This is a genomic window from Nocardia sp. NPDC055002, assembly GCF_053608825.1.
In genome coordinates this window covers 421,943-438,414 of record NZ_JBSGWE010000006.1, presented here as the reverse complement: position 1 = coordinate 438,414, position 16,472 = coordinate 421,943, and the positions used below count along the sequence as shown (strand labels likewise).

Annotated in this window: 15 protein-coding genes and 1 pseudogene; 5 read left to right on the top strand and 11 right to left on the bottom strand. The window is 68.0% G+C overall.

All coding sequences use genetic code 11. The features are described 5' to 3' along the window. Positions 1-128: 128 nt before the first annotated feature. From hflX to ACWF99_RS25615, 5 genes are all read right to left on the bottom strand, one after another. The gene (gene hflX / locus ACWF99_RS25635; RefSeq protein WP_378628273.1) at positions 129-1,562 is read right to left on the bottom strand and encodes a GTPase HflX; all 1,434 of its coding nucleotides are present in this window, start codon (positions 1,560-1,562) and stop codon (positions 129-131) included. 172 nt (positions 1,563-1,734) lie between these two features. Next, entirely contained in the window at positions 1,735-2,616 is an 882-nt protein-coding gene (gene dapF / locus ACWF99_RS25630; RefSeq protein WP_452537610.1) for a diaminopimelate epimerase, read from the bottom strand. A 44-nt stretch (positions 2,617-2,660) separates the two neighbouring features. After that, on the bottom strand, positions 2,661-3,497 hold the full coding sequence (locus ACWF99_RS25625; RefSeq protein WP_378626618.1) for a TrmH family RNA methyltransferase: 837 nt from the start codon (positions 3,495-3,497) through the stop codon (positions 2,661-2,663). Beyond that, positions 3,494-4,432, bottom strand: coding sequence for a tRNA (adenosine(37)-N6)-dimethylallyltransferase MiaA (miaA, locus tag ACWF99_RS25620; RefSeq protein ID WP_452537588.1), 939 nt, complete (start codon positions 4,430-4,432; stop codon positions 3,494-3,496). Before miaA ends, ACWF99_RS25625 begins: the two co-directional genes overlap by 4 nt. Further along, complete coding sequence (locus ACWF99_RS25615) at positions 4,429-5,202, bottom strand: hypothetical protein (protein WP_452537587.1); 774 nt, start codon at positions 5,200-5,202, stop codon at positions 4,429-4,431. Before ACWF99_RS25615 ends, miaA begins: the two co-directional genes overlap by 4 nt. Before the next feature lie 263 nt (positions 5,203-5,465). Here ACWF99_RS25615 and ACWF99_RS25610 point away from each other — a divergent pair, with 263 nt between their 5' ends. Further along, positions 5,466-6,845, top strand: coding sequence for a DUF349 domain-containing protein (locus ACWF99_RS25610; RefSeq protein ID WP_378626615.1), 1,380 nt, complete (start codon positions 5,466-5,468; stop codon positions 6,843-6,845). Between the two features lie 57 nt (positions 6,846-6,902). On the opposite strand, the gene ACWF99_RS25605 is transcribed toward ACWF99_RS25610, so the two are convergent. Beyond that, on the bottom strand, positions 6,903-7,481 hold the full coding sequence (locus ACWF99_RS25605) for an Rv2732c family membrane protein (RefSeq protein WP_452537609.1): 579 nt from the start codon (positions 7,479-7,481) through the stop codon (positions 6,903-6,905). A 110-nt stretch (positions 7,482-7,591) separates the two neighbouring features. Continuing rightward, positions 7,592-9,148: a tRNA (N6-isopentenyl adenosine(37)-C2)-methylthiotransferase MiaB gene (gene miaB / locus ACWF99_RS25600; protein WP_452537586.1), complete on the bottom strand. Its 1,557-nt coding sequence runs from the start codon at positions 9,146-9,148 to the stop codon at positions 7,592-7,594. A 241-nt stretch (positions 9,149-9,389) separates the two neighbouring features. Here miaB and ACWF99_RS25595 point away from each other — a divergent pair, with 241 nt between their 5' ends. The 4 genes from ACWF99_RS25595 to ACWF99_RS25580 all read left to right on the top strand — a co-directional run bounded on the left by ACWF99_RS25595 (position 9,390) and on the right by ACWF99_RS25580 (position 12,641). After that, positions 9,390-10,118, top strand: coding sequence for an amino acid ABC transporter ATP-binding protein (locus ACWF99_RS25595; protein ID WP_378628270.1), 729 nt, complete (start codon positions 9,390-9,392; stop codon positions 10,116-10,118). A gap of 35 nt (positions 10,119-10,153) precedes the next feature. After that, entirely contained in the window at positions 10,154-10,990 is an 837-nt protein-coding gene (locus ACWF99_RS25590; protein WP_378626610.1) for a glutamate ABC transporter substrate-binding protein, read from the top strand. A 92-nt stretch (positions 10,991-11,082) separates the two neighbouring features. After that, positions 11,083-11,754, top strand: a complete 672-nt coding sequence (locus ACWF99_RS25585; protein ID WP_378626608.1) for an amino acid ABC transporter permease — start codon at positions 11,083-11,085, stop codon at positions 11,752-11,754. Then, entirely contained in the window at positions 11,751-12,641 is an 891-nt protein-coding gene (locus ACWF99_RS25580; RefSeq protein WP_378626607.1) for an amino acid ABC transporter permease, read from the top strand. Before ACWF99_RS25585 ends, ACWF99_RS25580 begins: the two co-directional genes overlap by 4 nt. A 57-nt stretch (positions 12,642-12,698) precedes the next feature. On the opposite strand, the pseudogene ACWF99_RS25575 reads toward ACWF99_RS25580, so the two are convergent. From ACWF99_RS25575 to ACWF99_RS25560, 4 genes and pseudogenes are all read right to left on the bottom strand, one after another. Beyond that, positions 12,699-13,589, bottom strand: a pseudogene (locus ACWF99_RS25575) (oleate hydratase); the annotation flags it as partial. Positions 13,590-13,625: 36 nt separating this feature from the next. Beyond that, the gene (locus ACWF99_RS25570) at positions 13,626-14,486 is read right to left on the bottom strand and encodes a 3-hydroxyacyl-CoA dehydrogenase (RefSeq protein WP_452537585.1); all 861 of its coding nucleotides are present in this window, start codon (positions 14,484-14,486) and stop codon (positions 13,626-13,628) included. 174 nt (positions 14,487-14,660) lie between these two features. Beyond that, a complete protein-coding gene (locus ACWF99_RS25565; protein ID WP_452537584.1) occupies positions 14,661-15,641 on the bottom strand; it encodes a glycine betaine ABC transporter substrate-binding protein in 981 nt (326 codons plus the stop codon). Further along, complete coding sequence (locus ACWF99_RS25560; protein WP_378655483.1) at positions 15,638-16,411, bottom strand: ABC transporter permease; 774 nt, start codon at positions 16,409-16,411, stop codon at positions 15,638-15,640. Before ACWF99_RS25560 ends, ACWF99_RS25565 begins: the two co-directional genes overlap by 4 nt. Positions 16,412-16,472: the final 61 nt, after the last annotated feature.

Sequence of the window (16,472 nt, the reverse complement as noted above, 5' to 3'; positions counted from 1 at the left end):
CATTTTCCGTACCTTGATGGTCGTTCGACATAACACCCTCCTGCTGTCGATATTCGACCATAGCGTTCGAAAATACCTGTGTCGCATCGACATTTGTCCGCAACCGGCGGGCAAATCAGCGAAAAAGATCAGCTGAGCACCGGTTCCGCGGGACCGGAGTGCGCGTACTCGGACAGGGCGGCGGCCAACGCGTGCGGCACGCGCGCGCGAACCCGGGTACCGCCCTCCTCGTGCTCGGCGGTGACGATCCGGCCGTCCGCGTGGATGCGGGCGAGCAGGTCGCCACGGCTGTAGGGCAGCAGCACACTGACGTCGACGTCGAGTCCGCCGAGCACCTCCGAGAGCCGCTCACGCAACTCTTCCACGCCCGCGCCGGTCTGGGCGGAGACGAACGCCGCCTGCGGCAGCATGCCGCGCAACCGGGTGAGCTCGTTCGGGTCGGCGGCGTCGATCTTGTTGACCACCAGCAGTTCCGGCGGCGCGGGCGTGCCCTGCTCCCTGATCACATCGGTGATCACCTCGCGGACCGCCTTGATCTGTTCGAGCGGCAGCGGGTCGGCGCCGTCGACGACGTGCAGCAGCAGATCGGCGCCGGTGACCTCTTCCAGGGTCGAGCGGAAGGCCTCGACCAGCTGGGTCGGCAGGTGACGGACGAAACCGACGGTGTCGGTGAACACCATCTCGCGGCCGTCGTCGAGCGCGGCCCGGCGGGTGGTCGGGTCCAGGGTGGCGAACAGCGCGTCCTGCACGAGCAGGCCCGCGCCGGTGAGCGCGTTCATCAGACTGGACTTGCCCGCGTTGGTGTAGCCGACGATCGCGATCGAGGGCACCCCGCTCTCGGTGCGGCGCGCGCGCATGGTGTCACGGGCGGTCTTCATCTCCCGGATCTCGCGGCGCAGTTTGGCCATCCGTTCGCGGATGCGGCGACGATCGGTTTCGATCTTCGTCTCACCGGGACCACGGGTGCCTACGCCACCGCCGGCGCCGCCCGCCCGGCCACCGGCCTGACGAGACATCGACTCACCCCAGCCGCGCAGGCGCGGCAGCATGTACTCCATTTGCGCCAGCGCGACCTGGGCCTTGCCCTCGCGAGAGGTGGCGTGCTGGGCGAAGATGTCGAGGATCAGCGCGGTGCGGTCGATGACCTTCACCTTGACGACCTTCTCCAGCGCGGTGAGCTGCGCGGGCGTGAGTTCACCGTCGCAGATCACCGTGTCGGCGCCGGTGTCGAGAACGACCGTGCGCAGCTCTTCGGCCTTGCCGGAGCCGATGTAGGTGGCCGGGTCGGGCTTGTCGCGGCGCTGGATCAGCCCCTCGAGCACCTCCGAGCCCGCCGTCTCGGCGAGCGCGGCCAGTTCCACCATGCTCCCCTCGGCCTGGACCGAACTACCGCTGGTCCAGACACCGACCAGCACCACGCGCTCGAGGCGTAGCTGGCGGTACTCGACCTCGGTGATGTCGGTGAGCTCGGTGGACAGCCCGGCGACGCGTCGCAGCGACGTGCGCTCGTCGAGCTGCATCTCGCCGACGGTCGGATCGGCCGCCCAACCGGGCTGTTTCATGCGGGCCGCGTGGCGGGCCAGCGCATCATCGACGTCACCGCGATCGGCGGCCACGTCGGGATCGGCCGCGGTGGTGTGCTCGGCCGATGTGGATTCTGTGGGTTCTACTGGTTTCGTCATACGCTCTCTATGCTGCCACGTCCGGGTGACAGCGTGCACGCGGTTATCGGTGCTACTGCGCGTCCCACCAGGACTGCGACAGACTTCCCGAGGCCACCAGTACCGAGGGACCGCGCAACCAGGCACGCCCGTCGGCGATCCCGACACGCACCTGCCCGCCCGGCACACGCACGGTGACCTCGCCGGATTCGGTGCCGATCGACACACCGGCGGCGGTCAGCGCGGCAGCCGCGGCGGCCACGGTGCCGGTGCCACAGGAACGGGTTTCGCCGACGCCGCGTTCGTACACGCGCATGTCGACGGTGTTGTCCGCGTCGAGCGCGGTGAGGATCTCGACGTTCACCCCGTGCGGGAACAGGTCGGGGTCGAAGCCCGGGGAAACGCTCAGGTCGAGTTTGGCGAGCGCGTCGACGGTCAGACTGTCGTCGACGCAGGCCAGATGCGGATTGCCGACATCGATGCCGATGCCGGCCAGTGCCCAGCCCGCCAGGGTCGCGGTGGACGGGCCGAGTTCGCGGACGACGCCCATGTCCACCGTCACCTCACCGTCGGTCCGGCCGGCGGCGTGCACCACGACCGGACGGGCGCCCGCACGGCTGCCGACGACGTACTCGGCGCGCTGTTCGAGCCCGGTGGCATTGAGGTAGTGCGCGAAGACCCGCACTCCGTTGCCACACATCTCGGCGATCGACCCGTCACCGTTGCGGTAGTCCATGAACCAGTCGTCGGCGCCGACGCCCTCCGGCAGCGCTTCCAGCACACCGGCGGCGAGCAACGCACCGGCCTTCGCCACGCGCAACACGCCGTCGGCGCCGAGGCCACGCTGCCGGTCGCACAGTGCGGCGACGCGGTCGGCTGTCAGGTCGAGGCGCACCTCGAGGTCGGGCAGCACCACGAAGTCGTTCTGGGTGCCGTGGCCCTTGCTGAATTCGATGTCGGACACGTCCGTCATTCTCCTCTGCGCCGTCGACGGTTTCACTACCGGGCGAAGGTACGCCGCTGCCGGGCGATCTCGTAGAGGCTGATCGCCCCCGCCGACGGCGCGCCGAGTGAACTGGCGGTGCCGCCCATCGGGATGGTGACCAGGTCGTCGCACGCGTCGGCCCAGGCCGAGCTCATGCCGGTGGTCTCGTTGCCGACGACCAGGATCGTCGCCTCGGTGAAGTCGTGGTCGTAGATCGTGCCCGGCGCGTGTTCATCGGTGCCGACGATGCGGGTGGGGATGCCGCGCGCCGCCTGGCGGTCCCGGAATTCGAGCACCTGCCCGGGGCCCGCCGCGCGCAGCACCGGCACGGCGAACAGCGAGCCGGTCGAGGCGCGCACGGCCTGCGGGTCGAACTGGTCGGCGCCGTGGCCGGTCACGATCACCCCGGACGCGCCGAACGCATCGGCCGAGCGGATCAGGGTGCCGAGGTTGCCGGGCGAGTTCGGGCGATCGAACACGACGACCACCGGAGCGTCCTCCCCCGGCTCACCGGGTGCGTAGTCGGCCAGGTCAGGGTGTCGCGACACCGCGACCGCCACGATCTCCGGTGCGCTCGCCGCCTTCTCCCCCAACTCCGCCATGAGCTCGGGCACGAGGCCCACCTGCGGCACGTCGGCGGTGTCGAGGATCTCGCGCGCCCAGCTCGACAGCTCGGGGCCACCGAGCCGGTAGAGCATGGTTTCCAGCGGCCAGTCATTGGCCAGCGCCTGCGTGATCGGGCGCACGCCTTGCACGAGAAACCGGCCGTCACGATGACGTTTTGTCCGGTTGTTGAGGTATGCCTGCCACACCTGCACCGAGGCGTTGCGGGTACTCACTCGTCGCGTCACTGCGCTGTCCGTCCTATCGGGTCGGTGTTCGCTGGGGAGAGCAGGGCCAGCGCGGTCGCGGCGAGCTCGGGATCGGCACCGTCTACCCAGGAGACCCTGGGGTCACGGCGAAACCACGACCGCTGCCGTCGCACGTAGCGGCGGGTGCCGATCAGGGTGCGTTCGCGGGCGTGGTCGAGGTCGTATTCGTCGTCGAGGTAGGCCAGCACCTGGGCGTAGCCGATCGCGCGGCGGGCGGTCTGGCCTTCGCGCAGGCCCCGGTCGATCAGTCCGCGGACCTCGTCGACCAGACCGTGTTCGAACATCAGGGCGGTGCGGGTCTCGATGCGGGCATCGAGGGCGGCGGTCTCCCGGTCGACGCCGAGAATCGCGGCGTTCCAGCGCGGGGCGCCGATTGTCGGGGCCGAGGCGGCGAACGGGCGACCGGTCAGCTCGACCACCTCGAGCGCGCGCACCATGCGCCGGCCGTCGGTGGGCAGAATGGTCGCCGCGGCGACCGGGTCGGCCTCCCGCAACGCCGCGTGCAGCGCCTGCACCCCGCCCTCCGCCAGGAGCGCTTCCCAGCGGGCGCGGACCTCGGGGTCGGTGGCCGGAAAATCCCACTCGTCGAGCAGCGCCTGCACGTACATCATCGAACCGCCGACGATGACCGGGGTCTTTCCGCGCGCCATGATGTCCTCGACGACGGCGCGGGCCGCGCTCTGGTAGGCGGCGACGGTCGCGGTCTCGGTGACGTCGAGCACGTCGAGCAGGTGGTGCGGGACGCCACGCCGCTGGTCGGGCGGCAGTTTCGCGGTGCCGACGTCCATTCCGCGATAGAGCTGCATCGCGTCGATGTTGACGATCTCGCCGCCGAGTTCGGTGGCGAGATCGAGGGCGAGGTCGGATTTCCCGGTGGCGGTGGGGCCGACGACCGCGATCGGTCTGCTCGTCACTCGTCGATCCCTTCCCGTCCACCCGGTTGCCACACGCTCACGTCGTAGCCGACGCCATAGGGTGCGCCCTGGTACAGGGTACGGACCCGCGGATCGGCCGAATCGGCGGCGAACAGACCGCCGAGGACCTGGTAGGCGGCGCGTCCCTCGACGAGCAGCGCCGCACACAGTTCCGGGTCGAGCGCGGCCAAACCGGCCCGCGAACCCGTGCGCAGCGCCGCGTCGAGGTCGTGCTGAACAGCGGTGGCCCGCTCGTCGAGATAGCCGGGCGACTTGACCGTCAACGTCGCGGCACCGTCCGCGACGACGAGCACCGCGCACGGGTCCTGCTCGCTGTCCAGCTCGGCGCGCAACGCGGCGCCCGCCGCGGCGCACTCGGTGGCCGACGTGCCCGCGGCGAACAGCCGGGCCCGCACCGAGATCCGGGGCGCGGCCTGCTCCCGCAACCATCCGGCGACCAGTACCGGAAGGGGAAGCTGAGCGTCTGCTGGACCGGTGCCCTCGCCCGCCGGACCGAGCCCGACGACGACATCGGCGCCGAACCCACGGAAGGTCCCCCGGGTCGCCGAACCGTAGGTCAGGTCATGGCTACCGACCCCGACGACGACCCACCGGCCCGCGGCCTCGGCGAGGGCCGCGGCGGCGTCGAGGGCAGCCGCGCGCAGCACCACGGTCGGATCGTCGGGATCGCTGCCGGACACCGGGACTCGCCCACACAGTTCGGGCACCAGCATCGGCGGCGACGGGACCAGGGCCGCTATCGAGAACACGCGGTAACCGTAGCCGCAGCGCGCACCGGGGCCCACATCCGGCGCGGCGCGGGCGCGCGGCGGTCTGCGAGTGTCCGGCGTAGTGATGCCCGCCGAGATTGCTAGTGTTTTCAGGTGCGACTACCCACGTCGTCCGGGACGAAATCCCAGGAAATCCGCTATTCGATCCTCCGGATCGATGGTTTCCGCGGCTCGAACCGGGTTCAATGGGATGTGCTAGGGCGTAACCAGGCAGCCGTGACGCGCGGCAGGGACGGAGAGCAATGACCGACAGCAACGGAACCGCGAAGCCCACCCCAGGTCCGGCCCCGCGACCGTCCGGTACCCCCAAGCCCGGCGGGAATGCTCCGCGTCCGCCGAAACCCCATGCCGTGAAACCGGCGCCGGGCCCCGATCAACCGCATCCGCACGCCGTGATCGTGCCGAGTGCCACCGACCCGAGCAAGTGGGGCCGGGTCGACGAAGACGGCACCGCGTGGGTGCGGACCGCGGAGGGCGAACGGATCGTCGGCTCCTGGCAGGCGGGCGACGTCGCCGAGGGCTTGGCGCACTTCGGCCGCCGCTTCGACGATCTGGCGACCGAGGTCGCGCTGCTCGAGGCCAGGCTGGCCGCGGGGGCCGACGCCCGCAAGACCAAGGCCGCCGCGCTGGCACTGGCCGAGACGCTGCCGACGGCGGCCGTCATCGGCGATATCGACGGCCTCGCCGCCCGGCTACAGGTCATCACCGAACACTCCGAGGAAGCCGCCGCGCACGCCAAGGAGGAGAAGGACCGCGCCCGCCACGAGCACACCGAGCGCAAGGAAGCCCTCGCCGCCGAGGCCGAGCAGATCGCCGCCGAATCCACCCAGTGGAAGGCCGCGGGCGACCGGCTGCGCGAGATCCTCGACGAGTGGAAGTCGATCCGCGGGGTCGACCGCAAGGTCGACGACGCGCTGTGGAAGCGCTATTCCAAGGCCCGTGAGGCGTTCAACCGCCGGCGCGGCGCCCACTTCGCCGACCTCGACCGCGAACGCGCCACCGCCAAGACGCGCAAGGAAGAGCTGTGCGTGCGCGCCGAGGAGCTGGCCGACTCCACCGACTGGACCGGCACCGCCGCGGTGTTCCGCGACCTGCTCACCGAGTGGAAGGCCGCGGGCCGGGCACCGCGCGAGGCAGACGAGTCGCTGTGGCGACGGTTCAAGAGCGCCCAGGATGTGTTCTTCGCCGCCCGCAACGCGGCGGTCAGCGAGCGCGACGCCGAGTTCGATCACAACGCCGCCGCCAAGCTGGAACTGCTGGCGGCCTACGAGCACATCGACCCGGCCAACGGTGTGGACGCCGCCCGCAACGCGCTGCGCGAGCTGCAGGACAAGTGGGACGCCATCGGCAAGGTCCCCCGCGAGCGCATGCAGGAGCTCGAAGCCAAGCTGCGCGCCATCGAGAAGCGGGTTCGCGACGCGGCCGATCAGCAGTGGCGTCGTTCCGATCCCGAGGCCGTCGCGCGGGCCGCACAGTTCCGTGAGCGGGTGGCCCAGTTCGAGGAGCAGGCCGCCAAGGCCACCGCGGCGGGCAAGAAGCGCGATGCGGAGAAGGCGCTCGAGCAGGCACAGCAGTGGCGCGAATGGGCCGAAGCAGCAGAGGGTGCGGTCAGCAATCTCTGAGTGAGACAGAAAGAAACCCCCGACCGATCCGGTCGGGGGTTTTCTTGTCTCGCAGGACTATTCGCCGCTGAGTCGCTTGCGGTCGCGATCTTCGGCTTCGCGGGCCGCCGTGCGGCGCTGTTCCTCCGCGGCGAGTTGCACGGCGGTGCGACTCCACACCACACGAACCCAGTGGAAGGTGAGCACCATGATCGCGAGGGTGCCCAGGATCAGGCCGATCCCCGGACCCGCGCCCTGATAGTTGCCGAGACCGGGGGTCTGGCGGTGCCAGATCGAGAGCACACCGAACACCGAGCCGACGGCCGACCCCGCGCAGGCGACCCAGGCCAGTATCCAGCGACGGGTGGTCAGCGCCAGCAGCGAGAAGCCGACACCGAAGACGATGACCAGCCACACGAAGATCCGCGACGGCAAGCCGATGTGTTCGACCCCCGCCGCGTCGGTGTCGAGCAGCACGTCGAAGCCGCGCGCCGTACCCGCGGTCGGTAGGACCAGCGAGATCAGCAGCGCGAAGACCGCGCCCGCCACTACCAGCGCTCGCGCGCCGGGGTCGATCTCACCGGCGATGCGGCGCTCGACCGCGTCGAGTTCACCGCGGAATTGTTCGAAATCCTCGTCGTTGCGCGCCGGGTTCACCGCGTGTCCGCTCCTGTCCACAGGCTGGTCGTTGGCGGGTCCCACTGTGCCATCACCGGACGCGCCGTTCGCATCCGACCCACTACGACCGGTAGTAGATTCGTCGTCGCTCACGACGAGCACCCCGTCGAACAGCCGCTCTCGACCGTCTCGATGACCGGTGCGCCGATCCGGGGCAACCCGAGCCCGACACCGATCGGCGCCGTTTTGGGCGTGATTCCACGTTCGTGCGCGTCACCGGCGGCAGTGCGCCGATGCGACTTCACCGCGCTGTCGGCGATGAGATGGTGCGGCGCCGCCTCGGTGATGTCGACGGTGACGACGTCGCCCGGCCGGATGCCGGTCACGTCGCCGGGCCGGAAGTGCACCAGCCTGCCGTCGCGCGCACGACCGCTCATCCGTGCGGTCACCGCGTTCTTCTTGCCCGCGCCCTCGGCGACGAGCAGTTCCACCTCGGTGCCGATGAGCGCCTGGTTGTTCTCCCAGGAGACCTGGTCCTGCAAGGCGATCAGGCGTTCGAAGCGTTCCTGCACGACCTGCTTGGGCAGCTGGTCGGGCAGGTCGGCGGCCGGAGTTCCGGGACGCTTGGAGTACTGGAAGGTGTAGGCGCTGGTGAAGCGGGCCCGGCGGACCACGTCGAGGGTCTCGAGGAAGTCCTCCTCGGTCTCGCCGGGGAAGCCCACGATGATGTCGGTGGTGATCGACGCGTGCGGCATCGCGGCGCGCACCTTGTCGATGATGCCGAGGAAACGCTCCTTGCGGTAGGAACGGCGCATCGCTTTCAGCACCCGATCCGAACCCGATTGCAGCGGCATGTGCAGCTGCGGGCAGACGTTCGGGGTGGCTGCCATCGCCTCGATGACATCGTCGGTGAACTCCGCGGGATGCGGGGAGGTGAACCGCACGCGTTCGAGGCCCTCGATCTGTCCGGTCGCACGCAGCAGCTGCGCGAACGCGCCGCGGTCGCGCGGCTGCTCGGGATCGACGAAGTTCACGCCATAGGAATTGACGTTCTGTCCGAGCAGGGTCACTTCCAGCACGCCCTGGTCGACCAGCGCCCGCACCTCGGCGAGCACGTCTCCCGGACGGCGATCCACTTCCTTGCCGCGCAGCGAGGGCACGATGCAGAACGTGCAGGTGTTGTTGCAGCCCACCGAGATCGACACCCAGCCCGCGTACGCCGACTCCCGCTTGGCGGGCAGCGTCGAGGGGAACGCCTCGAGCGATTCGAGGATCTCCACCTGCGCCTGCTCGTTGTGGCGGGCCCGCTCGAGCAGCACCGGCAGCGAACCGATGTTGTGGGTGCCGAACACCACGTCGACCCACGGCGCCTTGCGCACCACGGTCTCGCGGTCCTTCTGCGCCAGGCAGCCGCCGACGGCGATCTGCATGCCGGGGCGCCCCTGCTTGACCGGGACCAGCTGACCGAGGGTGCCGTAGAGCTTGTTGTCGGCGTTCTCGCGCACCGCACAGGTGTTGAACACCATCAGATCGGGCGTCTCGCCGGTGGCGGCCTTGATATAGCCCGCGTCCTCGAGCAGCCCGGACAGGCGTTCGGAGTCGTGCACGTTCATCTGGCAGCCGAATGTGCGAACCTCATAGCTGCGCTGCGCCACAGAGCTGTGCTGCGTCGCGCCCTCAGTCGCGTCCTGAACCGTCGAATCCACCTGTCCAGGGTACGGGCAGCCCCGAGTGTGATGCGCGTCACGGTTGCGTTCGCACGATAATACGCAAAGGTAACGGGCAGCCGCCGGGTTACCAGCAGGTGTCGTTTCGGCGTGCCGTCACGGCATGTCTTCGAAAGCCGGGCAATTCTCCAGAATGGACATAAGGTTTCTGACCATGACCGACGACGCCGCACCCGCGAACGGGAACGCCGACGCCGCAGCCACCACCGCTGCTCCGCCGATGATCTCGATGCGCAACGTGGACAAACACTTCGGTGAGCTCCATGTCCTGCGCGATATCCACCTCGAAGTGCCCCGTGGGCAGGTCGTGATCGTCCTGGGCCCGTCGGGTTCGGGGAAATCCACCCTGTGCCGCACGATCAATCGCCTCGAACCGATCGACTCCGGTGACATCGCCATCGACGGCGTCGCACTGCCCGACGAGGGCAAAGCTCTCGCCGCGCTGCGCGCCGAGGTGGGCATGGTGTTCCAGTCGTTCAACCTGTTCGCGCACAAGACCATCCTCGAGAACGTGATGCTGGCGCCGACGAAGGTCCGTGGGAAGAAGAAGGAAGAGGCGCGCAAGCACGCCCTCGCCCTGCTCGAGCGGGTCGGCATCGCCAACCAGGCCGACAAGTACCCGGCCCAGCTCTCGGGCGGCCAGCAGCAGCGCGTGGCGATCGCCCGCTCACTGGCCATGGATCCCAAGGTCATGCTGTTCGACGAGCCGACCTCGGCGCTGGACCCCGAGATGGTCAACGAGGTGCTGGACGTGATGGTGGCCCTCGCCAAGGAAGGCATGACCATGCTCGTGGTCACCCACGAGATGGGCTTCGCGCGCCGAGCGGGCGACCGCGTGCTGTTCATGGCCGACGGTGAGATCGTCGAAGACGCCGCGCCCGAAACATTCTTCACCGCACCGAAATCCGAACGCGCCAGGGACTTCCTGGGCAAGATTCTCAGCCACTGACTCGCAGCACCATTGTCACAAGGAGAAGGAAACTCATGAGGATCAATCGTGCGATGCGCGTCGGAATCGGCGCAGCGGCACTGGCATTGGCAGCCACCGTCACCGCGGGTTGTGGTGGCGGTAGCGACAAGTCCGCCCTCGAGAACGCCCAGGACGGCAAGCTGACCATCGGCATCAAGTTCGATCAGCCGGGTCTGGGACTGCGCAACACCGACGGCACCTACAGCGGCTTCGACGTCGACGTCGCCAAGTACGTCGCCGACAAGCTCGGGGTGAAGCCGGAGAACGTCACCTTCAAGGAATCGCCGTCGGCGCAGCGCGAGACGCTGATCGAGAACGGCCAGGTCGACCTCGTCGTGGCCACCTACTCGATCAACGACAAGCGCAAGGAGAAGGTCGATTTCGGCGGCCCGTACTACATCGCGGGCCAGGACCTGCTGGTGCCCGCCGCCAACACCGACATCACCGGCCCCGACTCCCTCGCGGGCAAGAAGGTCTGCTCGGTGAAGGGCTCCACCCCGGCCCAGAACATCGAGAAGAACTACCCGCAGGCGCAGCTGCAGACCTACGACACCTATTCGCTGTGCATCGAGGCGATGCGTAGCGGCGCGATCGACGCGGTCACCACCGACAACGTCATCCTCGCCGGTTACGCGGCGCAGTCGCCGGGCACCTTCAAGCTGGTGAACAAGACCTTCACCACCGAGAAGTACGGCATCGGCCTGAAGAAGGGCGATTCGGAGCTGCGCGGCAAGGTCAACGACGCCATCCAGGCGATGATCGATGACGGTTCGTGGAAGGCCGCGCAGGAGAAGAACTTCGCGGGTACCGGTATCGCGGTGCCCGCACCGCCGACCATCGACCGCTACTGATCAACCACTGACCATCGGTGGCCCGGGGTTTCCCGGGTCACCGATGCGGTGTTGTCCTGCTGGCTTTCACACCGATCGGAGGACGCGCGTCCGTGTTCGACCTGATCTCGAGGTATGACAACCAAATCCTCGATGCGTTCTGGGTAACCATCAAACTCACCTTCTTCTCGGCGATCGGTGCGCTCGTCATCGGTACCGTCGTCGCCGGCATGCGCGTATCCCCGATTCCGGTCGCGCGCTGGGTCGGCGCGGCGTATGTGGCGGTCTTCCGCAACACTCCGCTCACCCTGATCCTGGTATTCACCTCGCTCGGCCTGTACAGCACCCTCGGGTGGAAACTCGGCAGTGACGAGATCAAGGTCATCAACTACCGCTGGGCGATCATCGGGCTGAGCGTCTACACCGCCGCCTTCGTCTGCGAATCGCTGCGTTCGGGCATCAACACCGTCGCGCTCGGCCAGTCCGAAGCGGGCCGGTCACTGGGCTTCGGATTCGCCCAGAACCTGCGGTTGATCGTGCTGCCCCAAGCCTTCCGGGCCGTCATCGCACCCCTGGGCAGTGTGCTGATCGCGCTGACCAAGAATTCGACGGTCGCCTCCGTCATCGGCGTCGCCGAAGCCGCGTACCTGATGGGCGCGATGATCGAGAACGAAGCCGCCATTCTCACCATCGGTGCGATCTTCGCGCTCGGCTTCGTCGTCCTCACCCTGCCGACCGGGCTGTTGTTCGGCTGGCTGGCCAAGCGATACGAGGTGGCACGATGAGCGGCGCTTCGGTTCTGTTCGACGCTCCGGGGCCCCGCGCGCGGCTGCGTCACAACCTGTACTCGGTTCTGGTCGTCGTCGTGCTGGTGGGCGCGGGCTGGTGGCTCTACGACGCGTTCGCCGACAAGGGCCAGTTCACCGCGGCCAAATGGAAGCCGTTCCTCGAGTCCGAGATCTGGGAAACCTATCTCCTGCCCGGTCTGGAAGGCACCCTCACCGCCGCCGTGATCTCGATCATCGGCTCGGTGTTGTTCGGCATGATCTTCGGGATCCTGCGCCTGTCGGACCACGCGTGGGTGCGCTGGGTCGCGGGCACGATCGTCGAGCTCGCCAGGGCGATCCCGGTGCTGATCCTGATGATCTTCCTGTTCGCGGTGTTCGGCGACTACGACCTGTTCCCGTCCGATCAGCTGGCGCTGGCCGCGGTGGTCATCGCGCTGATCATCTACAACTCCGCGGTCATCGCCGAGATCGTGCGCGCGGGCATCAAGTCCCTGCCCAAGGGACAAACCGAAGCCGCCGTGGCGCTGGGTCTGCGCAAGAACCAGCTCATGCGGCTGATCCTGCTGCCGCAGGCCATCACGGCCATGCTGCCCGCACTGGTCTCGCAGATGGTCGTTGTCCTCAAGGACACCGCGCTGGGCTACCAGATCACCTACGTGGAGCTGGTGCGGTCGGGTCAGCAAGAAGGCGCGTCGTTGCAGAACACGATCCCCGCGCTGATCGTCATCGCGCTGATCATGATCTCGCTCAACATGGCGCTGAGCTTCCTGGCCACCACACTGGAAAAGCGGTTGCGGTCGCGGAAGAAGAGCGGTGGCGCGGTGCTGGCCGCCGACTCGATCCTCGCCGACGCCGCACCCGGCGTGGACATCACCAAGAAGTAGTCCCACACACGACAATCGGGGCCCGATCCGTCCGGATCGGGCCCCGATTGTCGTTTCCTAGTCCTCGCCGATGAGGCCGAATTCGCGCAGCAGTGGCCCGATCTCGGTGTCGTCGAGCTTCTTCAGCAGTCGATTGCGGACGAACTCCGGTCCGGGCAGGCTCATCTCCTCGCCGTCGCGCAACTTGCTGGTCGCCGCCAGGAGCGAGCGGATGTCGTAGGTGGAGCCGAAGACCTCCGGCACGCCCCGCTCGACACCGAGCAGCGTGTAGGCCGCCTCCATACCGGTGCGCACCGAGTACTCGGTGGTGAAGATGCAGTCTCGGGTGGTCTCCGCGAACTGCCCGATGAAGGCGAAGTTCACCGCACCCGCCGGCACCACATCGGGGCGGTCACCGGCCTGGCGCGGCATGAAGAACGCGGTGACATACGGCATCATCACCGGGACGCACGTCGCGGCGTCCGCGGCCATCTCCGGGATCTCGGCTTCGGGAACACCCAGGTGGTACAGCCATTCCTGGGTGATCTCCGCGCCCGTGCAGTCCTGCATCGACTTCTTCACGAAATCGCCGGGACGGTCGACGAACAGCGCGTAGACCCACACCACGATCTGGTCGGCGGGCTGCTGCTTGAAGTGCGGCTGCCGGTTCACCGTCCAGCTCATCAGCCAGGACGAGTCCTTCGCCGTCACGATGCCGCCGGTGACCACGTTGCCGCTGAACGGGTCTCGCTTGCAGATCTTCTGGATATAGCGGGGAATGCGTTCGTCGAGGGTGGTGACCGTGGCCGACTCCCACTTGGTCTCCGGGATGTGGCCGCCGAAGACCTCCGGATGGCCGAACGCGGGGTCCTTGGCGGCGATGCGCCGCCACAGATCCCAGGCCGGGGCAGGTCCCTCGTCCAGCTGTGCGGGAGTGTGCTGATCGCCCTCGTTCGAGTTCTCGGTGAGCCGTCTCCTCTGTCCGTTCCGGAAAGTCGAGCGGGACTACTCGCTGTAGCGGTAGAACCCCTCTCCTGTGGCGGCACCGAGCTTGCCCTTGTCGATGTAGTTCTCCTTGAGCCAGGCCGCGAGCTTCTTGTGGGCGTCGCTGCCGTTGATCAGGATGTTGTACGGAGTGGTCAGGCCGACGATGTCGAGGATCTGGAACGGGCCCATGGGCGCGCCGGTGGCGATGCGCCAGGTCTCGTCGACCGCGGCGGGTTCGGCGTATCCGCCCGCAGCGAGCTCGATTCCGGAATTCAGGAACGGCACCAGCAGCGAGTTGAGAACGTAACCCGCCTTCTCCTTGTGCAATTCGATCGGCACCATGCCGATGGCCTTCGCGAACTCGACCACGGCGGCGAACACCGCCGGATCGGTCCGTTCGGTGCCCATCACCTCGGCGGTGTTGAACTTCCAGACGTGGTTGGCGAAGTGCAGCGCCAGGAACCGATCGGGGCGCCCGGTGTAGTCGACGATGTCGCTGGGCAGCAGCGTCGAGGAATTCGTCGCGAACACGGTGCGTTCGGGCGCGAGCGCACCGAGCTTGCCGTACAGGTCGCGCTTGATCTCGAGTACCTCCGGCACCGCCTCGATGATGAGGTCCGCCTCGACCGCCGCGGTGGCCAGGTCGGTGGTCAGGGTGATGCGCGCCGCGGTCGCCGCGGTGTTGCTCGCATCGGCGCCTGCCACGTCCTGCTGATACACCGCGGCGAGTCCATCGAATCGGGTGCGTGCGGCGGTGAGCGCCGCGTCGTCGATGTCGTAGGCGGTGACGTCGAACCCGTGGAAGGCGGTCTGGAACGCGATCTGGGATCCGAGCACCCCCGTCCCGAGGACTGTCACCTTGCGGAATTCGATGGTCATGCGTCAGCCTCCCAGTCTGGACGCGGGCACCCCCACCGCTGCGCGTCCTGGTTTCCGGTGTCTCTACCGCCGTCCATCATGGACCGAGAAGCTGAGGCGTTGGTGTGAGCGACCCACGCGTTCCGGACATGTCGGGCAGATGCTGGTAACAGTTCGGCAAACCGGCACAGCGGGTCAGCCGGCGGTGACGAGGCCCTCGGCGACCATCCAGTCACGGGCGACATCGGCGGGTTCGCGACCGTCGATGTCGACCTGACGGTTGAGTTCGGTGATCACCTCGTTGGTGAGGCGGGCAGAGATCGGTGCCATCACCTGTACGACCTGGGGGTGCGTGTCGGCGAAATCGCGGTGCATGACCAGCGATGCGTTGTACTTCGGGAAGAAGGCCTTGTCGTCTTCGAGGAGCACCAGTTCGAGCGCGGGGATGCGGCCGTCGGTGGCCGCGACCGAGCCGAAGCGGCACTGCTTCGCGTCGGCGGTGGCCTGGTAGACGAGCGCGTCCTGGACGATCTGGCGCTGGGCCTTGCCCTGGTCGATCCCATAGGCGGCGGCCAGACCGGGATAGCCGTCCGGGCGGACGTTGAACTCGGTGCCGACACAGGTGGCCGCCGCGCCTGGATCTTTCGCGAGGAGTTTCGCGTAGTCCGAGAGCGTGCGCACGCCGGTTTCCTCGGCGGTGCCCTTGCTCGTGACGAGGGCGTAGGTGTTGTTCATCGGCGCCATCGCCGCCCAGACCATGTTGTGTTCGGCCAGGTCGGCGTCACGGACCGCGTCGAACTGCGCCGCCTCGGTCGGGATCGGCTTCTCCTTGCCGAGGTAGTTGATCCAGCCGGTGCCGGTGTAGTCGTAGGCGATGTCGATCTGGCCGTTCAGTTGCGCGTCGCGCAGGCTGTTGGAGCCTTGGATATTGGTCAGGTCACGCACATTCGCGCCCGCGGCCGTCAAGGCGAATTCGATCATGAAGCCGAGGATGTTGGCCTCGGTGAAGTCCTTGGAGCCCACCGTCACCGCGACACCGTCGAGTTCTGGCACCGGCTCGATACTGCCCGGTCCCACGGGCAGCGGCACCGAACCGCCCGACTGCAGACCGCAGCTCGCGAGCACCAGCACGCTCAGGACCGGGGCCAGCCCGCGCAACAATCCGGTGAATCTCACCGCAACCCCCTCGGACCGAGGAACTGTTCGGCCAGTGCGCCCAGCCAGTCGACGAACAGCGCCAGCGCGACGGCGAGCACCGCGCCGAGCGTCAGGGTCACGGTGTCGCGCAGTTTGTAGCCGGTGTCGATGAGAATGCCGAGTCCACCCGCGCTCACCATGAACGACAGGGTGGCGGTGCCGACGGCCAGCACCAACGACGTCCGCAGGCCCGCCAGGATGTAGGGCACCGCGAGCGGGAACTCGATGCGGCGCAACACGAGTCCCGCCGACATGCCCTGCCCCCGGCCCGCATCGATCAGGGCGGGGTCGACCTCCTGGTAGCCCAGGATCGTATTGCGCAGCACCGGCAGCAGCGAGCAGAACGCGATCGGCGCGACACCCACCCAGAACCCGGTGGTGCGGGTGACCAGGTAGCACAGCACGATCAGCCCGATCGCCGGAGCCGATGCGCCGATATTGGCGATGCCGACGAAAATTGGTGCCAGACGGCGGAATCGGGACCTGGTGAGCACTGTCCCGAGCGGCACGGCCAGCACCACGACGATGAGCACGACCGCCGCCGTGATCAAGATGTGCTGCCAGGTCACCTGGGCGACATTGCTCACGCTGATGCTGGCCTGCTGGGTGACGGTGAGATCGCGCCGGAACGCCCAGACCAGCACCCCCACGGTGAGGATCAGCACGAGCACGGGCTGAGCCAGCAGGCGGAGGTATTCCGCGCGCCGCTGGGTAGCGGGGGCAGCGGTCGCGGCGGGGACGTCGACGATCGAACGTGAAGAGGTGGCAACAGAATTCGTCACGATATCGATCTCCTCACCCGGTCCGATT